This window comes from Paraburkholderia sp. J12 (assembly GCF_905220215.1).
In the GTDB taxonomy this organism is placed as follows: domain Bacteria; phylum Pseudomonadota; class Gammaproteobacteria; order Burkholderiales; family Burkholderiaceae; genus Paraburkholderia.
The window spans coordinates 595,185-608,320 of record NZ_CAJMZC010000002.1 but is presented as its reverse complement, the minus strand read 5'-3'; the positions used below and the strand labels follow the sequence as shown (position 1 = coordinate 608,320).

Genomic DNA, 13,136 nt, shown 5'->3' with positions numbered 1-13,136 from the left:
CGAAGAAGAGAGGCTCAAGCAAGATGCCGGCATTCCGTTTCGAAGCGATCGACGCCGCGGGCAAGGCCCAGAAAGGCGTACTCGAAGCCGACAGCGCGCGCAGCGCACGCACGCAGCTGCGCGGCCAGGGGCTCACGCCGCTCGTGGTCGAGCCGGCGGCGAGCCGCACGCGCGGCGCGCGCCAGCAGCGCCTCGCGCTCGGCCGGCGCCTCTCGCAACGCGAGCAGGCCATCCTCACGCGCCAGCTTGCGAGCCTGCTGGTAGCGGGGCTGCCGCTCGGCGAAGCGCTCGCGGTGCTCACCGAGCAGGCCGAGCGCGATTACATCCGCGAACTGATGGCGGCGATCCGCGCCGAGGTGCTGGGCGGCCATTCGCTCGCCAATGCGCTGGCGCAGCACCCGCGCGACTTCCCCGATATCTACCGCGCACTGGTGGCGGCGGGCGAACATACGGGCAAGCTCGGCATCGTGCTCTCGCGGCTGGCCGACTACATCGAGCAGCGCAACGCCCTCAAGCAGAAGATCGTTCTCGCGTTCACCTACCCGACCATCGTCACGATCATCGCGTTCGGCATCGTCACGTTCCTGCTGAGCTACGTGGTGCCGCAGGTGGTCAACGTGTTCGCGAGCACGAAGCAGGAGCTGCCGTTTCTCACCATCGTGATGATGGCGCTCTCCGGCTTCGTGCGGCATTGGTGGTGGGCGGTGCTGATCGCCGTGGCGATACTGGTGTGGATCGTGCGCGCGATCCTGCGCCAGCCCGGGCCGCGGCTGTCGTTCGATCGCTGGGTGCTCACGGCGCCGCTCGCGGGCAAGCTCGTGCGCGGCTACAACACGGTGCGCTTCGCGAGCACGCTCGGCATTCTTTCCGCGGCCGGCGTGCCGATTTTGCGCGCATTGCAGGCCGCGGGCGAAACGCTCTCGAACCGCGCGATGCGCACCAACGTGGATGAAGCGATCGTGCGCGTGCGCGAAGGCACGTCGCTTTCCCGCGCGCTCGGCAATACGAAGACGTTTCCGCCGGTGCTCGTGCACCTGATCCGCTCGGGCGAGGCGACCGGCGACGTGACGACCATGCTCGACCGCGCCGCCGAAGGCGAGGCGCGCGAGCTGGAGCGCCGCACGATGTTCCTCACGAGCCTGCTGGAGCCGCTGCTGATTCTCGCAATGGGCGGCGTGGTGCTCGTGATCGTGCTTGCGGTGATGCTGCCGATCATCGAGCTGAACAACCTCGTCCAGTAGCTTTCGCTAGCGGACGAGGCGTGCGCGGATGGGTTAGCGGACGTAGATGGTGGGCCCGGCGGCGTTGGCCGGCAGGAAGATTTCGGAGTGCACGCCGTGGCGGTCGATGACGATCGAGCGGGGGCGCACTTCGGCGAGCCGGGCGTCCTGGCCGATGGGGCCGCCGAGCGAAATGGCTCTCGCCGGGTCGCCGCCGACGCTCACGATGGCCGCCGCGCCCTGCTGGAGGGCGAGGATGCCGAAGAGGTGGATGTCCTGCACCGGGTTGTGATCGAGCCGGCCGCCGAAGAGCGTGGCGGCCTGGTCGAGCGAAACGGGGGCATGCGCCGCGGCGGCTTCGGTCGGCGTGGCGCGGCTGGTGGCGAGCGTGAGCCCCCACCACGTGGCCGTGGCGCAGAACACCGCGAATGCGGCGAGGGAGAGGAGTCGGATTTGCAGGGCGTTCATGCGCTCCATTGTACGGAGTATTGTGAATTTTTCGACGGCGTGCGGGTATGCCCGAAAGCCGTCACCGCGTGACATTACAATGACCCGCCACGTGACTGACTGCACGTAGGGTGGAATGCGGCGCCGGGACGGGCGCCGCGACGTTCAATTGCCAGGAGGGAAGCAAGCCATGTCCATGTGGGTTCAACGTCGTGCTGAAATCGAGGGGTTGCGCGCCCGCCGCCGCCGCGGCTTTACCCTCATCGAAATCATGGTCGTGATCGCGATTCTCGGCATCCTTGCCGCGCTGATCGTGCCGAAGATCATGAGTCGCCCCGACGAGGCGCGTCGCGTCGCCGCGCGCCAGGACATCGGCACGATGATGCAGGCGCTCAAGCTCTACCGGCTCGACAACGGCCGCTATCCGACCCAGGACCAGGGTCTGCAGGCGCTGATCCAGAAGCCGACCACCGACCCGGTGCCGAACAACTGGAAGGACGGCGGCTATCTCGAACGCCTGCCGAACGATCCGTGGGGCAATCCGTACCAGTACCTGAATCCGGGCGTGCACGGCGAGATCGACGTGTTCAGCTACGGCGCCGACGGCAAGCCCGGAGGCGAAGGCAACGACGCCGATATCGGGTCCTGGCAGTAACGCGGCCTGGCGCGGCGGGCAGACCCGGGAATCCCGCGAGGTTCCGCTTGCCCGCCCTGCTCTTCAGGATCGCCGCCCTCCAGGTTGCTGCAAGCCACGCATCATGCGCCAGACTTTCCCGCCTCGCTACACGCCTCGTTACACGCCTCGTTACACGCCCCGCGCGACGCCCACCGGCGCCGCGCGCGCAGGTGCGCGCACGCGCGGCTTCACGCTGCTCGAAATGCTGGTGGTGCTGCTGATCGCGGGGCTCCTGATCTCGCTGGCGTCGCTCTCGCTGTCGCGCAATCCGCGCACCGATCTCAACGAGGAAGCCCAGCGTCTCGCGCTGCTGTTCGAAACGGCGGGCGACGAGGCGCAGGTGCGCGCCCGGCCCATCGCGTGGCAGCCCGTCTCGGGCGGCTTTCGCTTCGATGTGCGAACCGAGGACGGCTGGCGCCCGCTGCGCGACGACCTGCTCGGCCCGCGCGGCTGGGAAGGCGGCGTGACCGGCGTCTCGATCGCCTACCCGGGCGGCGACGACACGCATGCCAATCGTCTCGTCTTCGGCACCGAGGCCGTGGACGTGCCGGTCCAGGTGACGCTCTATTCCGCAGTCGGGCGCGCGACCATCGTCGGCACCGGCAGCGGCCGCTTCGAGGTGCGCTGAGATGCGGCCCATTGCACGCCATCATGGCGCGGCCCGCGCGGCCGGAACGCGCGGCTTCACGATGATCGAGGTGCTGGTGGCGCTCGCGATCGTCGCCATTGCGCTTGCGGCCTCGCTGCGCGCGGTGGGCAGTCTCGCCGCGAGCGAAGCCGATCTGCATGACCGGCTGCTCGCAGGCTGGAGCGCCGACAACGCGCTCGCGCAGCTGCATCTCGCGCACAGCTGGCCCGACCTCGGCGAGCAGCGGTTCGACTGCTCGCAGGCCAATCTGCGGCTCACCTGCGTCGAGACGGTGAGCGCCACGCCCAATCCGGTGTTTCGCCGCGTGGAGGTCTCGGTGACGACACCGGGCCGCGCCGGCAATCTCGCGCAACTCGTCACGGTGCTCGCCAATGAGACGAACCGCTCGCTGTGACCGTGCGCGCACCGCGCGCGGCTTCACGCTGATCGAACTGCTCGTGGCCATCGCGATCCTGGCCGTGGTGGCGATCCTGTCGTGGCGCGGGCTCGACCAGATCATGCGCGGCCGCGACACGATCACGCGTGCGATGGCCGACGAGCGCGTGTTTGCGCAGATGTTCGACCAGATGCGCATCGACTGCCGCCAGGCGGCCTCCGACGACGAAGCGGGCGCCGCCGCGATTTCGCTGGACGGCGGCGTGCTGCAGATCGTGCGCGCGTTCGCGGTGCCGCCGGGCACGGCGCCGCGCCTCCAGGTCGTGCGCTATCGCGTGACCGAGGGACGCGTGGTGCGTTATGCCTCGCCGCCCATCGCCAATCTGGGCGAATTGCGGCGCGCGTTGCGCGGCGGCGAAAGCGGCGACTGGAACGCGCTGCCGATGATGGGCGGCGTGGGCTCGATCAGCGCGCGGCTCTACGTGCCGAAAGTCGGCTGGACGTCGAGTATGCAGGACGTGCGCGCGCAGCTCACGGCCAACATCAATAACCTCAAGGTGCCGCAGCTCGGCAACGCGCCGCTGCCGCGCTCGGTGACGGGGCTCGAAGTGCGCGTGGGCGCCACGTCGTTGCAGTGGCCCGTCACGCGGGTCTTCCTGGTAGGGGAATGACCATGCCGACCGGACGCATGCCGATCCCCTCTCCTCGTCCGCTGCGACTGCGGCCTCGCGCGTCGCGGCGCGGCGCGGCCATCATCACGGCGCTGCTCGTGGTGGCGCTTTCCGCGATCCTCGTTTCGGGCATGCTGTGGCGCCAGCAGGTGCAACTGCGCCGTATCGAAAACCAGCGGCTCATCGCGCAGGCGCAGTGGATCGCCCGCGGCACGCTCGACTGGACCCGCCTCGTGCTGCGCTCGGAAGCCGATACGTCGCCCACCGTCACGTATCTGGGCGGCGCCTGGGGCGTGCCGGTCGCGCGCACGCGCCTGTCGGACTTCCTCGGCCAGATCGGCGACGTGCGCGCCGAACAGGGCGCGGCCACCTACCTTTCTGGCTCTATCGAAGACGCGCAGGCGCGCTTCAATCTGCGCAATCTGGTGTCGAGTCCGGCGCCGGGTGCGCTCCAGCTCAACGTCACGCAAGTCGCGGCTTTTGCGCGCCTGCTACAACTGCTCGGGCTCGACACCTCGCTCGCGAAGAACACGGCGGTCTATCTGCGTGCGGGCCTCTCGTATTCGGCTACGCGCTTTCAGACCGGCACGACCGCCGGCGCCACGGCTGCCGCCCAGCCGCCCGTGGGCGGTGCGGCGGGCGGCGCGACCTTCACCGACAACCCGGGCCTCGACGACAGCAACGACAACAGCGGCGTCGCCCCGCTCCTGATGACGAACGTCGATGCGCTGCTCGACGTGCCGGGCTTCACGCCCGAGGCGCTCGCGCGGCTGCGGCCCTTCGTGACGATCCTGCCCACCACCACGCCCGTGAACATGAACACGGCGAGCGCGGAGGTGGTGGCGGCGATCGTGCCGGGCATGAGCCTCTCGAGCGCGCAGACCTTCGTGGCGCGGCGCCAAAGCGTGTTCTTTCGCAACGTGGGCGACGTGCAGCTCGCCTTGCAGGGCTCGGGTGTGCCGCAGGCGGCCATCGACACGACGCTGTGCGACGTCAACACGAGTTATTTTCTGGTCCACGGGCGCGTCGATCACGAACGCGCCGAGGTGGACCGCACGACGCTCGTCTGGCGCGATACGCTCACCCATACGACGCGTGTGGTGCGCGTAAGCGACGACCCATGAAACCGATTCAGTCCAACATCGAAACGAGGTGCCTTTGAGCACGCTGATCGTCCTGATGCCGCCCCGAGACCCGGCGGTCCACTCGCAGGAATGGCAGTTGCCGGAACTGCCGTTCCTGCTGCTCGACAAGGCGGGCAACACGCAGCGCGCGGGCCGCGCGGCGCTGACCCTCTTGCCGCGGGCGTCCGCCACGGTCCTGCTTGTCGCCGCGCGCGACATCCTGAACGTGCAGGCAAGCGTGCCGCCGCTCAAGGGGCCGCGGCTGCGCCAGGCCCTGCCGAACGTCGTCGAGGATCAACTGATCCAGGACCCGCAGACCTGTCACCTCGCACTCGACCCGCGGGCGCTTGCCGACGGCCGGCATGTCGTCGCGGCGATCGATCGCGGCTGGTTCCGCTTTCTGGTCGAGGGCTTTGCGGCTGCGGGGCATCGCAACCTGCGCGCCGTGCCCGTCACGCGCTGTCTGCCGCAGCCGGAGGCTGCCGGGGCCGCCCAAGCGCAGCAGGTCAAAGTGGAGCCATCCACGGCGTCGTCGGGGTCCGCGGGATCCGCCGAGTCCTCGCCTGCTGCGGCCGTCGAACCGGTGATTGCCTGCGTGTTCGGCCCGGTCATTTCGACGGCTCCCACGCTGCTCGCGGGCGGCGCGCCCGATCAGGCGTTTGCGGCGCCGGGCGCGGCACTCGAACTCGCGATCGTGCGCGGCGCGACGGCACAAGGCTTCGCGGTGCCCGCCGCAAGCGCGGCCGCCACGATCGCGGCGCTGGCCGGCGACGCGCCGGTGACGCTCTATGTGCTCACCGGCCTGCCGGGCGAACCGGCCGGTGCTGCGCGGGCAGCGAACGCCTGGATGGCGCCACTGCCGGGCGCGCAGCCGCTCACGTTCGAAACGCTCGCGCGGCGTGCGCTCGCCTGCCGTTTCGATCTTTGCCAGTTCGAGTTCGCCTCGCAGCCGTGGCGCCTCGACCGCGCCGCGCTGCGCCGCCTGCGCCTGCCGATCCTGCTCGTTGCGGCATCGATCGTCGTGGCGATCGTCGGCGCGAATCTGCAGTGGCTCATGCTCGCGCGCCAGCGCGATGCGATCGAAGCGCAGATGACCGAGTTGCTGCTCAATGCCTTTCCGAAAACGACGGTCGTGCTCGATCCGGCGGGCCAGATGACGCGCCAGTTGCAGCAGCTTCGCCTTGCCGCCGGCGAGCCTTCGCCCGGCGATTTCCTCGCGCTCGCCGATGGCCTCGCACGCTCGCTCGGCCCCGTGCCGCCGAACGCCATCGCCGCGATCCACTATCACGACCGGCGCCTCGACGTGACTTTCAAGCCAGGCGTCAACGTCGATGCGGGCCTCACCGCGCGGCTCGCCCGCAATGGTTTGACGGGCGCCGTGGACAGCAGCGGCGGCAATGGCGGCAACGGCAGCAACTGGACGATCAGGAGCGCATCGTGAACACAACGGCTTTGAGCGGCGCCTGGGCCGAATTCTGGGAAGCGCGTTCGGCGCGCGAAAAGATGCTGCTGACCTGGGGCGGCGCGGTGCTCGCCGTGGCGATCGGCTGGTCGGTGCTGTGGGCGCCGGCTGCGGACGGCCGCGCCCAGCTGCACGAGCGCCTGCCGGGGCTCAAGCGCGAACTCGCGCAGATGACGGCGCAAGCCGACGAAGCGCGCGCGCTCGCGGGCGCGGCGGCGAGCGTCGCGCCGGACGGCCAGGCGCTCAAGGATGCGTTGACGTCGTCGCTTGCCGATCACGGCCTGCAGGGCGCGCAGGTGCAACTGATCGGCACGACCGTGCAGGTGCAGATGAAGAACGCGTCGTTCCCGGCCTTCACGGGCTGGCTCGACGACGTACGCAAGCAGTTCAAGGTGCAGGTGGTCGAGGCGCAGATGAGCGCGCTCAAGACCGATGGCCAGGTCGATCTGACCGCGTCGCTGCAGCCGGCGAACGCGCGGTGAGCGCGACTTTGGAGACCTTTGCATGACCTACTGGATGCGGCGCGCGCGCGCCGTGTTGCCGTGGCTTCTGGTGGGCGCGATCTCGAGCGGCGCGGTGCTGCTCGCCCGCCTGCCGGCCGCCTGGATCGCGCCGCAGTTCGCGCGCGCGACCCAGGGGCACGTGAATCTCATCGATCCCGCCGGCTCGCTCTGGCGGGGTTCCGCCACGCTGATGCTCGCTGCCGGCCAGGACGCTACGGGGGCGACCCTGCTGCCGGGTCGCATCGAATGGCAGACGGCGTTCTGGCCGCTCTTCCTCGGCCGCGTCAGCATGCGGATGCGCCAGAGCGAGGCGATGCCCGACCCGGTTCAGGTCGACGCGACGCTCAGGAGCGCCACCGTGACGGCCGGCGCGATCGCCGTGCCGGCTTCGCTGCTGGTGGGGCTCGGCGCGCCCTTCAATACGCTCGACTTCGACGGCAACGTGCGGCTCGCGTGGAGTCCGTGGCGCACGTTCGGCACGGATGCGTTCGGCCGCCTCACCGTCTCGCTCACGGACATGAGTTCGCGCGTCTCGCTCGTGAAGCCGCTCGGATCGTATGAAGTGGTGCTGCAGGCGCAAGGCGCCTCGTCGACGCTCGATCTCACGACGCAGAAAGGGCCGCTGCTCTTGAACGGGCACGGCACGTTCTCGCGTGCTTCGATGTCGTTCGAAGGCACCGCGAGCGCCACGCCCGAGCAGAGCGACAACCTTGCGGGTCTTCTGAATCTGCTGGGCCGGCCTACCGGCCCCGGTACCGTCGCGCTGACGTTCGTCCACTAGGCGCCGCGCGGTTTTCCCGCGCTCGCCCGGCCCATGTCACTTAAACGGGGGCGCCGTTGCGCGCCCCGCTCTGCCCTTGTGCGCCGGAGGCCGGAACCGGAACCGGGACCGGCGCGGGCGCGCTCATGTCGCCTGTCTCGCGATCCATCTGCGCCACGTTCCATCCGCCGCCCAGCGCCTTCACGAGCCCCACCGACGACACCATGCGCTCGCCCGCCAGGTTCGCGAGCTTCTGCTGCGCCTGGAAGGCCGTGGTCTGCGCGGAGAGCACGTTCTGGTAGTCGGTCGTGCCCACCTTGTACTCGTTGACGACGATGGCGAGCGCGTGTTGCGCCGACTCCACCGCCTGCTGCTGCACGCTCACTTCCTGCGCGAGGATGCGTTGCGACGCGAGGTTGTCCTCGACGTCCTGGAACGCGGCCAGCACGGTGCCGCGATAGGTGGCGACCTGCTGGTCGTAGGCGGCGCGGGCGGCTTCGGTCTGGGCGCTGCGCAGGCCCCCGTCGAAGATCGTCCCCGCGAGCGACGGCCCGAGCGTCCAGAAGCGCGACGGCAATTGCAGAAGCTGCGAAAGCACCGAGCTTTCGAAGCCGCCCGATGCCGAAATGGTGAGCGACGGAAAATACGCCGAGATCGCCACGCCGATTTGCTCGTTGGCGGCCGCGGCCTTGCGCTCCGCCGAGGCGATGTCGGGACGCCGCTCGAGCAGCGCCGAGGGCAGCGAAAGCGGCACGGTGGGCGGCGTGGCGTCGAGCGGCGACGGCGGGATCGAGAACGTGGAGGCCGGCTGGCCGACCAGCACGGCGATCGCATGCTCGTTCTGCGCACGCGCGACACCGTTGTCGATGGCCGAAGCCTGCGCCGACTGAAGCTGGGTCTGCGCCTGGATCACGTCGGCGCGGCCGGCCACGCCTTGCGCGTACTGGTTCTGGGTGAGCGCCAGGGTCTTCTGGTAGGCGCGCACGGTGTCGTCGAGGAGCTTTTGCTGCGCGTCGAGCGAGCGCAGCGTGAAGTATGTCTGCGCGAGCGTGGCCTGCGCCGACAGGCGCGCGTTGGCCAGATCGGCGGCAGCGCCCTGCTGGCTCGCTTCCTGCGCCGCCACGGTGCGGCTCACCTTGCCCCACAGGTCGGGTTCCCAGGTCGCGTCGAGGCCGAGATTGAAGTTGTTGTTGATCGTGCCGCTCGGGAAGCTGCCGTTCGCGTTGCTCACGCGCGTCGGCGTGCGCGAACGCGTGGCGCCCGCCGACGCGCTAATCACGGGGAAATACGCGGCCCGCGCCTCGCCCACCAGCGCGCGCGCCTGCCGGTACGCGGCGGCGTATTGGGCGACGGTCTGGTTCTGCGTGTCGAGCTGGTCTTCCAGCGCGTTGAGCGGCGCGTCGCCGTAGATCGTCCACCAGTCGCCGCGATCGGCTTCGTCGGCGGGTTGCGCGACCTTCCAGCCTTCGGGCGCTTCCTTGAACGAAGCCGGAATGGCCGCCGTTGCGGGCCGCTGGTAGTTCGGGCCGACGGCGCAGCCGGCGAGCTGGAGCGCCAGCGCGGCCGTCGCGCAGGCGAGCGCCGTCACGCGAACGGGAGAGACCGAATGGAACGAGCGGAACGAACGGACGATGAAGCGAGGCATGCAAGCAATCCTGTCGATGCAGCCGTCACGACGTGAGTACGACTGCGATGGGCTTCGGGACCGGCTGCGCGGCGTGGCGCGCGGTAGCGCATGGCGGGTTGCGTGTCGCGGCAATGGTAGCGCACGCACCGCGCGCTGCGCGGGACGCGCAAGGGTAATGCAAGGATGGGTGGCGGTGTGTTACGTCAGGCGATGCGCAGGTTACGCATCGTTACGGCGCCAGCGGCGCAGCGCCTTCAGCGCGTAGGCGCCGGCGCGCGTGTGCGGCGTGTAGCCCGCGCAGGCTGCCCGGCACGCGGCCTGGCGGCCTGCGCAGACCACGGCGGTGGACGTCGCGCTCGATGCGTGCGCGTGCTTTGCCCGCAGGCGCTGCACTCCCATGAAGAGCAGAACGGCCAGGGAGCCGCCGGGCAGCACGAACATCGCCGCATAGACCGCGAGCTTGCGCCAGCCCGCCGCGCGACCGGCCGCGCCGGCTTGCGCGAAGGCGAGCCGGGCGGTGTCGGTCACGGAGCGGCCAAGGCCGCCGAGGGCATTTTTCAGATACAGCATGGCGCGGTCGAAAGCGGAATCAGGGATTGGGAGCAATGAACTGGTTGCCTGACATAATATTGACTAAGCAATCAATTGACAAACGGATTTGCAATGCAGCAATCTTCGTGTTGTTTTTTGTCCAGTCGATGACGACTGCCTACCGGATTGACTTGGCTGCTTAGGCAGCTAAAATTCAGCAAATCCTGTTTCCCGGCAATCCGGCCGGCTGCGCCGATTTCTCCAACCCGCCTCGCGCCATGAGTGAAGCCCCATTTGTTCCCGTCCGGATCGGCGCCGAGCCGAGCCTCGGTTATTTCCTTTCGACGGCCCGTAACGTGCTGGCCACGCGGATGGACCGCGCCGTGGCGCCGCTCGGGCTGACGTCTTCGCAGATCGGCGTGATCCTGCTGCTGTGGTTCGAGCGCGCCCGCACGCCCAACGAGATGTCGCGGGTGCTGTCGTGCGACACGGGATCGATGACGCGCATGCTCGACCGGCTGGAGAAAAAGGGCTTTCTCGAGCGCCAGCGCAGCCTTGCCGACCGGCGCGTCGTGGAACTGGCCCTGACGCCGTTGGGCCGGGAAGCGGCGCAGCAATTGCCCGAACTGATCTCCCAGGTATTGAGCGACCAGTTGCGCGGATTTTCCGCCGACGAAGTCGCCACGCTCGTCTCGCTGCTGCAGCGCTTCATCGCCAACGACCCGGACACGGATGCCCTGTGCCAGGGCGATAGCGGCTGCCCGGCACAGCAGCTGGCCACACAACAGGAACACAAAGCGTAAGCGCGCGGCCGGTGCAATCCGCGCCCTTCTTGCATCGCAATAACTGTCTGGGCAGAAAATGCCACGGCATTGATCGACGAACGAGGATCCACGACCGATGAACGCCTCCACCACGGCGCCTTCAGGCGCTGCCGAGCCCCTGCCGCTCTCCGGCGGCACGCTCGCGCTACTCACCGTTGGCCTCGCGCTCGGCACTTTCATGGAGGTGCTCGACACCTCCATCGCGAACGTTGCGGTGCCAACCATCTCCGGCAACCTGGGCGTCGCCAACAGCGAAGGCACCTGGGTGATTTCGTCGTATTCGGTGGCCTCCGCGATCGCGGTGCCGCTCACCGGCTGGCTCGCACGACGCGTGGGCGAAGTGCGGCTCTTCACGCTTTCGGTGGTGCTGTTCACCATCGCCTCGGCGGCGTGCGGGTTCGCCGCGAACTTCGAAACGCTGATCGCGTGCCGGCTTCTGCAGGGCCTCGTGTCCGGGCCGATGGTGCCGCTCTCGCAGACCATTCTGATTCGCTCGTACCCGCCGGAAAAGCGCGGCCTCGCGCTCGGTCTCTGGGCGATGACGGTGATCGTCGCACCGATCTTCGGCCCCGTGATGGGCGGCTGGATCACCGATAACTACACGTGGCCGTGGATCTTCTACATCAACGTGCCGATCGGCCTCTTCTCCGGCGCCTGCGCGTTCGTGCTGCTGCGCGGCCGCGAGACGAAGATCACGAAGCAGCGCATCGACGCGGTGGGTCTCGCGCTGCTGGTGATCGGCGTATCGTGCCTGCAGATGATGCTCGACCTCGGCAAGGATCGCGACTGGTTCAATTCGAAGTTCATCGTCACGCTCGCGATCGTGGCGGCCGTGTCGATTGCGTTCATGCTCGTCTGGGAGGCGACGGAAAAAGAGCCCGTCGTCGATCTCTCGCTGTTTCGCGACCGCAACTTCGCACTCGGCGCGCTGATCATCTCGTTCGGCTTCATGGCGTTCTTCGGCTCGGTGGTCATCTTCCCGCTCTGGCTGCAGACGGTGATGGGCTACACGGCCGGCATCGCGGGTCTTGCGACGGCGCCGGTGGGGCTGCTCGCGCTCGTGCTCTCGCCGCTGATCGGACGCAATATGCACCGGCTCGATCTGCGCATGGTCGCAAGTTTCGCATTCCTTGTTTTCGCGTTCGTCTCGATCTGGAATTCGACGTTTACGCTCGACGTGCCCTTCAACCACGTGATCCTGCCGCGTCTCGTGCAGGGCATCGGCGTGGCGTGCTTCTTCGTGCCGATGACGACCATCACGCTCTCGAGCGTCTCCGACGAACGGCTCGCCAGCGCTTCGGGGCTCTCGAACTTCCTGCGCACGCTCTCAGGCGCGATCGGGACGGCGGTGAGCACGACGTTCTGGGAAGACGACGCGATCTATCACCACGCCGTGCTTTCGGAGTCGGTGAGCCAGTATTCGCAGAACACCAACGCCTATAGCGATACGCTGTCGAGCATCGGCCTCGCCGGCCAGGCCGTGACCGCGCAACTGAACGAGGTCGTCACGCAGCAGGGCTACATGATGGCGACCAACGACTTCTTCCGCATCTCGTGTGTGGTGTTTCTCGTGCTTTCGGTGCTCGTGTGGATCACGAAGCCTCAAAAGGGCGCGGGCCCGTCCATGGGGCATTGACGGGCCCGCGGGTGCAGCCTTGACGCAGCGATATGGTTGCGGCGCGCGCAGGCCCTCGGTCGAAGCCTGCCTGAAGCGACAAGGAACTGATTCGGAATGCGGACGAATTTCACGTCCGCATTCCAGAGGCTGCGTCAGGGCGAGGTAGCCGGCTGGGCGCCGCTGGCTGCGGGTACCGCCGCTTCGTCGGCGTCCGCTCCGGACAGCGGCGTATCGACGCCCGTGCGCACGTATTGCTTGAAGGCCGCGCCGGCCTCCCACGGATTCGGCTTGCAGCCGAGCGAGCTGTCGCAGTGCGCCGCGAAACCGATCGTGGCGGTGCCGTCGTTATTCGCCGTCTTCGTGATTTCGTAGGCCAGCAGCCGCTTGCCGCCGCCCGGGCCCGAGGTCTGGATCAGCGTATCGGTTGCCGTCTGAACTTCGTACTTCGAATGGCTGCGCACCCAGTCCTGCGAGCGCTGCCACCACAGATCGCACTGTGCCTTGTCCGAGCACGTGAGCGGCGCCGTGGCGATCTGCATGACGTCCGGATTCACCTGGCCGCGCGTGGAGCAGGCCGCTGCCGTCGCGCAAAGCAGGATCAGCAGGGTTCGTTTCATTGCGGGTAGTCCTCCCTGTGGGCGCCGCACAC

General features: G+C 68.5%; 15 protein-coding genes. 11 read left to right on the top strand and 4 right to left on the bottom strand.

Annotation, left to right across the window (positions count from 1 at the left end):
- Window positions 1–23 precede the first annotated feature (23 nt).
- Window positions 24–1,241 (top strand): type II secretion system inner membrane protein GspF, encoded by a 1,218-nt coding sequence (gene gspF, locus U5760_RS07785; protein ID WP_322010808.1) that lies wholly within the window; start codon window positions 24–26, stop codon window positions 1,239–1,241.
- Between the two features lie 33 nt (window positions 1,242–1,274).
- Here the strand turns inward: gspF and U5760_RS07780 are convergent, their stop codons facing one another.
- Window positions 1,275–1,688 carry a hypothetical protein gene (locus U5760_RS07780; protein WP_322010807.1) on the bottom strand — a complete coding sequence of 138 codons (414 nt, stop codon included), beginning with the start codon at window positions 1,686–1,688 and terminating at the stop codon, window positions 1,275–1,277.
- A gap of 169 nt (window positions 1,689–1,857) precedes the next feature.
- On the opposite strand from U5760_RS07780, the gene gspG reads away from it, so the two are divergent.
- From gspG to U5760_RS07740, 8 genes are all read left to right on the top strand, one after another.
- Window positions 1,858–2,322, top strand: a complete 465-nt coding sequence (gene gspG, locus U5760_RS07775) for a type II secretion system major pseudopilin GspG (RefSeq protein WP_415914057.1) — start codon at window positions 1,858–1,860, stop codon at window positions 2,320–2,322.
- Window positions 2,323–2,425: 103 nt separating this feature from the next.
- On the top strand, window positions 2,426–2,971 hold the full coding sequence (locus tag U5760_RS07770) for a GspH/FimT family pseudopilin (protein ID WP_322010805.1): 546 nt from the start codon (window positions 2,426–2,428) through the stop codon (window positions 2,969–2,971).
- 1 nt (window position 2,972) lies between these two features.
- Window positions 2,973–3,386: a type II secretion system minor pseudopilin GspI gene (gspI, locus tag U5760_RS07765; protein ID WP_322010804.1), complete on the top strand. Its 414-nt coding sequence runs from the start codon at window positions 2,973–2,975 to the stop codon at window positions 3,384–3,386.
- The gene (locus U5760_RS07760; protein WP_322010802.1) at window positions 3,364–4,038 is read left to right on the top strand and encodes a type II secretion system protein J; all 675 of its coding nucleotides are present in this window, start codon (window positions 3,364–3,366) and stop codon (window positions 4,036–4,038) included. Before gspI ends, U5760_RS07760 begins: the two co-directional genes overlap by 23 nt.
- Window positions 4,039–4,055: 17 nt before the next feature.
- Complete coding sequence (gspK, locus tag U5760_RS07755) at window positions 4,056–5,162, top strand: type II secretion system minor pseudopilin GspK (protein ID WP_322011080.1); 1,107 nt, start codon at window positions 4,056–4,058, stop codon at window positions 5,160–5,162.
- Between the two features lie 34 nt (window positions 5,163–5,196).
- The gene (gene gspL, locus U5760_RS07750) at window positions 5,197–6,603 is read left to right on the top strand and encodes a type II secretion system protein GspL (protein ID WP_322010800.1); all 1,407 of its coding nucleotides are present in this window, start codon (window positions 5,197–5,199) and stop codon (window positions 6,601–6,603) included.
- Window positions 6,600–7,106, top strand: coding sequence for a type II secretion system protein M (locus U5760_RS07745; RefSeq protein ID WP_322010798.1), 507 nt, complete (start codon window positions 6,600–6,602; stop codon window positions 7,104–7,106). Before gspL ends, U5760_RS07745 begins: the two co-directional genes overlap by 4 nt.
- 22 nt (window positions 7,107–7,128) lie before the next feature.
- Window positions 7,129–7,908 (top strand): type II secretion system protein N, encoded by a 780-nt coding sequence (locus U5760_RS07740; RefSeq protein ID WP_322010797.1) that lies wholly within the window; start codon window positions 7,129–7,131, stop codon window positions 7,906–7,908.
- Window positions 7,909–7,948: 40 nt separating this feature from the next.
- Here the strand turns inward: U5760_RS07740 and U5760_RS07735 are convergent, their stop codons facing one another.
- Both U5760_RS07735 and U5760_RS07730 read right to left on the bottom strand, forming a co-directional pair.
- Window positions 7,949–9,532 (bottom strand): efflux transporter outer membrane subunit, encoded by a 1,584-nt coding sequence (locus tag U5760_RS07735; RefSeq protein ID WP_322010796.1) that lies wholly within the window; start codon window positions 9,530–9,532, stop codon window positions 7,949–7,951.
- A 201-nt stretch (window positions 9,533–9,733) separates the two neighbouring features.
- The gene (locus U5760_RS07730) at window positions 9,734–10,084 is read right to left on the bottom strand and encodes a hypothetical protein (RefSeq protein ID WP_322010795.1); all 351 of its coding nucleotides are present in this window, start codon (window positions 10,082–10,084) and stop codon (window positions 9,734–9,736) included.
- 239 nt (window positions 10,085–10,323) lie between these two features.
- Here U5760_RS07730 and U5760_RS07725 point away from each other — a divergent pair, with 239 nt between their 5' ends.
- Together U5760_RS07725 and U5760_RS07720 are read left to right on the top strand one after the other, a co-directional pair.
- A complete protein-coding gene (locus U5760_RS07725; protein WP_322010794.1) occupies window positions 10,324–10,848 on the top strand; it encodes a MarR family transcriptional regulator in 525 nt (174 codons plus the stop codon).
- 97 nt (window positions 10,849–10,945) lie between these two features.
- Window positions 10,946–12,505 (top strand): DHA2 family efflux MFS transporter permease subunit, encoded by a 1,560-nt coding sequence (locus tag U5760_RS07720; RefSeq protein WP_322010793.1) that lies wholly within the window; start codon window positions 10,946–10,948, stop codon window positions 12,503–12,505.
- A gap of 134 nt (window positions 12,506–12,639) precedes the next feature.
- Here the strand turns inward: U5760_RS07720 and U5760_RS07715 are convergent, their stop codons facing one another.
- Complete coding sequence (locus U5760_RS07715; RefSeq protein WP_322010792.1) at window positions 12,640–13,104, bottom strand: hypothetical protein; 465 nt, start codon at window positions 13,102–13,104, stop codon at window positions 12,640–12,642.
- Window positions 13,105–13,136: the final 32 nt, after the last annotated feature.

Excerpts from the sequence above, each read along its gene's own strand:
- U5760_RS07730 (WP_322010795.1), bottom strand. The coding sequence starts at position 10,084 with ATGCTGTATCTGAAAAATGCCCTCGGCGGCCTTGGCCGCTCCGTGACC.
- U5760_RS07735 (WP_322010796.1), bottom strand. The coding sequence starts at position 9,532 with ATGCCTCGCTTCATCGTCCGTTCGTTCCGCTCGTTCCATTCGGTCTCT.
- U5760_RS07740 (WP_322010797.1), top strand. The coding sequence starts at position 7,129 with ATGACCTACTGGATGCGGCGCGCGCGCGCCGTGTTGCCGTGGCTTCTG.
- U5760_RS07715 (WP_322010792.1), bottom strand. The coding sequence starts at position 13,104 with ATGAAACGAACCCTGCTGATCCTGCTTTGCGCGACGGCAGCGGCCTGC.
- gspG (WP_415914057.1), top strand. The coding sequence starts at position 1,858 with ATGTCCATGTGGGTTCAACGTCGTGCTGAAATCGAGGGGTTGCGCGCC.
- U5760_RS07770 (WP_322010805.1), top strand. The coding sequence starts at position 2,426 with ATGCGCCAGACTTTCCCGCCTCGCTACACGCCTCGTTACACGCCTCGT.
- U5760_RS07760 (WP_322010802.1), top strand. The coding sequence starts at position 3,364 with ATGAGACGAACCGCTCGCTGTGACCGTGCGCGCACCGCGCGCGGCTTC.
- U5760_RS07780 (WP_322010807.1), bottom strand. The coding sequence starts at position 1,688 with ATGAACGCCCTGCAAATCCGACTCCTCTCCCTCGCCGCATTCGCGGTG.
- gspF (WP_322010808.1), top strand. The coding sequence starts at position 24 with ATGCCGGCATTCCGTTTCGAAGCGATCGACGCCGCGGGCAAGGCCCAG.
- U5760_RS07725 (WP_322010794.1), top strand. The coding sequence starts at position 10,324 with ATGAGTGAAGCCCCATTTGTTCCCGTCCGGATCGGCGCCGAGCCGAGC.
- gspI (WP_322010804.1), top strand. The coding sequence starts at position 2,973 with ATGCGGCCCATTGCACGCCATCATGGCGCGGCCCGCGCGGCCGGAACG.
- U5760_RS07720 (WP_322010793.1), top strand. The coding sequence starts at position 10,946 with ATGAACGCCTCCACCACGGCGCCTTCAGGCGCTGCCGAGCCCCTGCCG.
- gspK (WP_322011080.1), top strand. The coding sequence starts at position 4,056 with ATGCCGATCCCCTCTCCTCGTCCGCTGCGACTGCGGCCTCGCGCGTCG.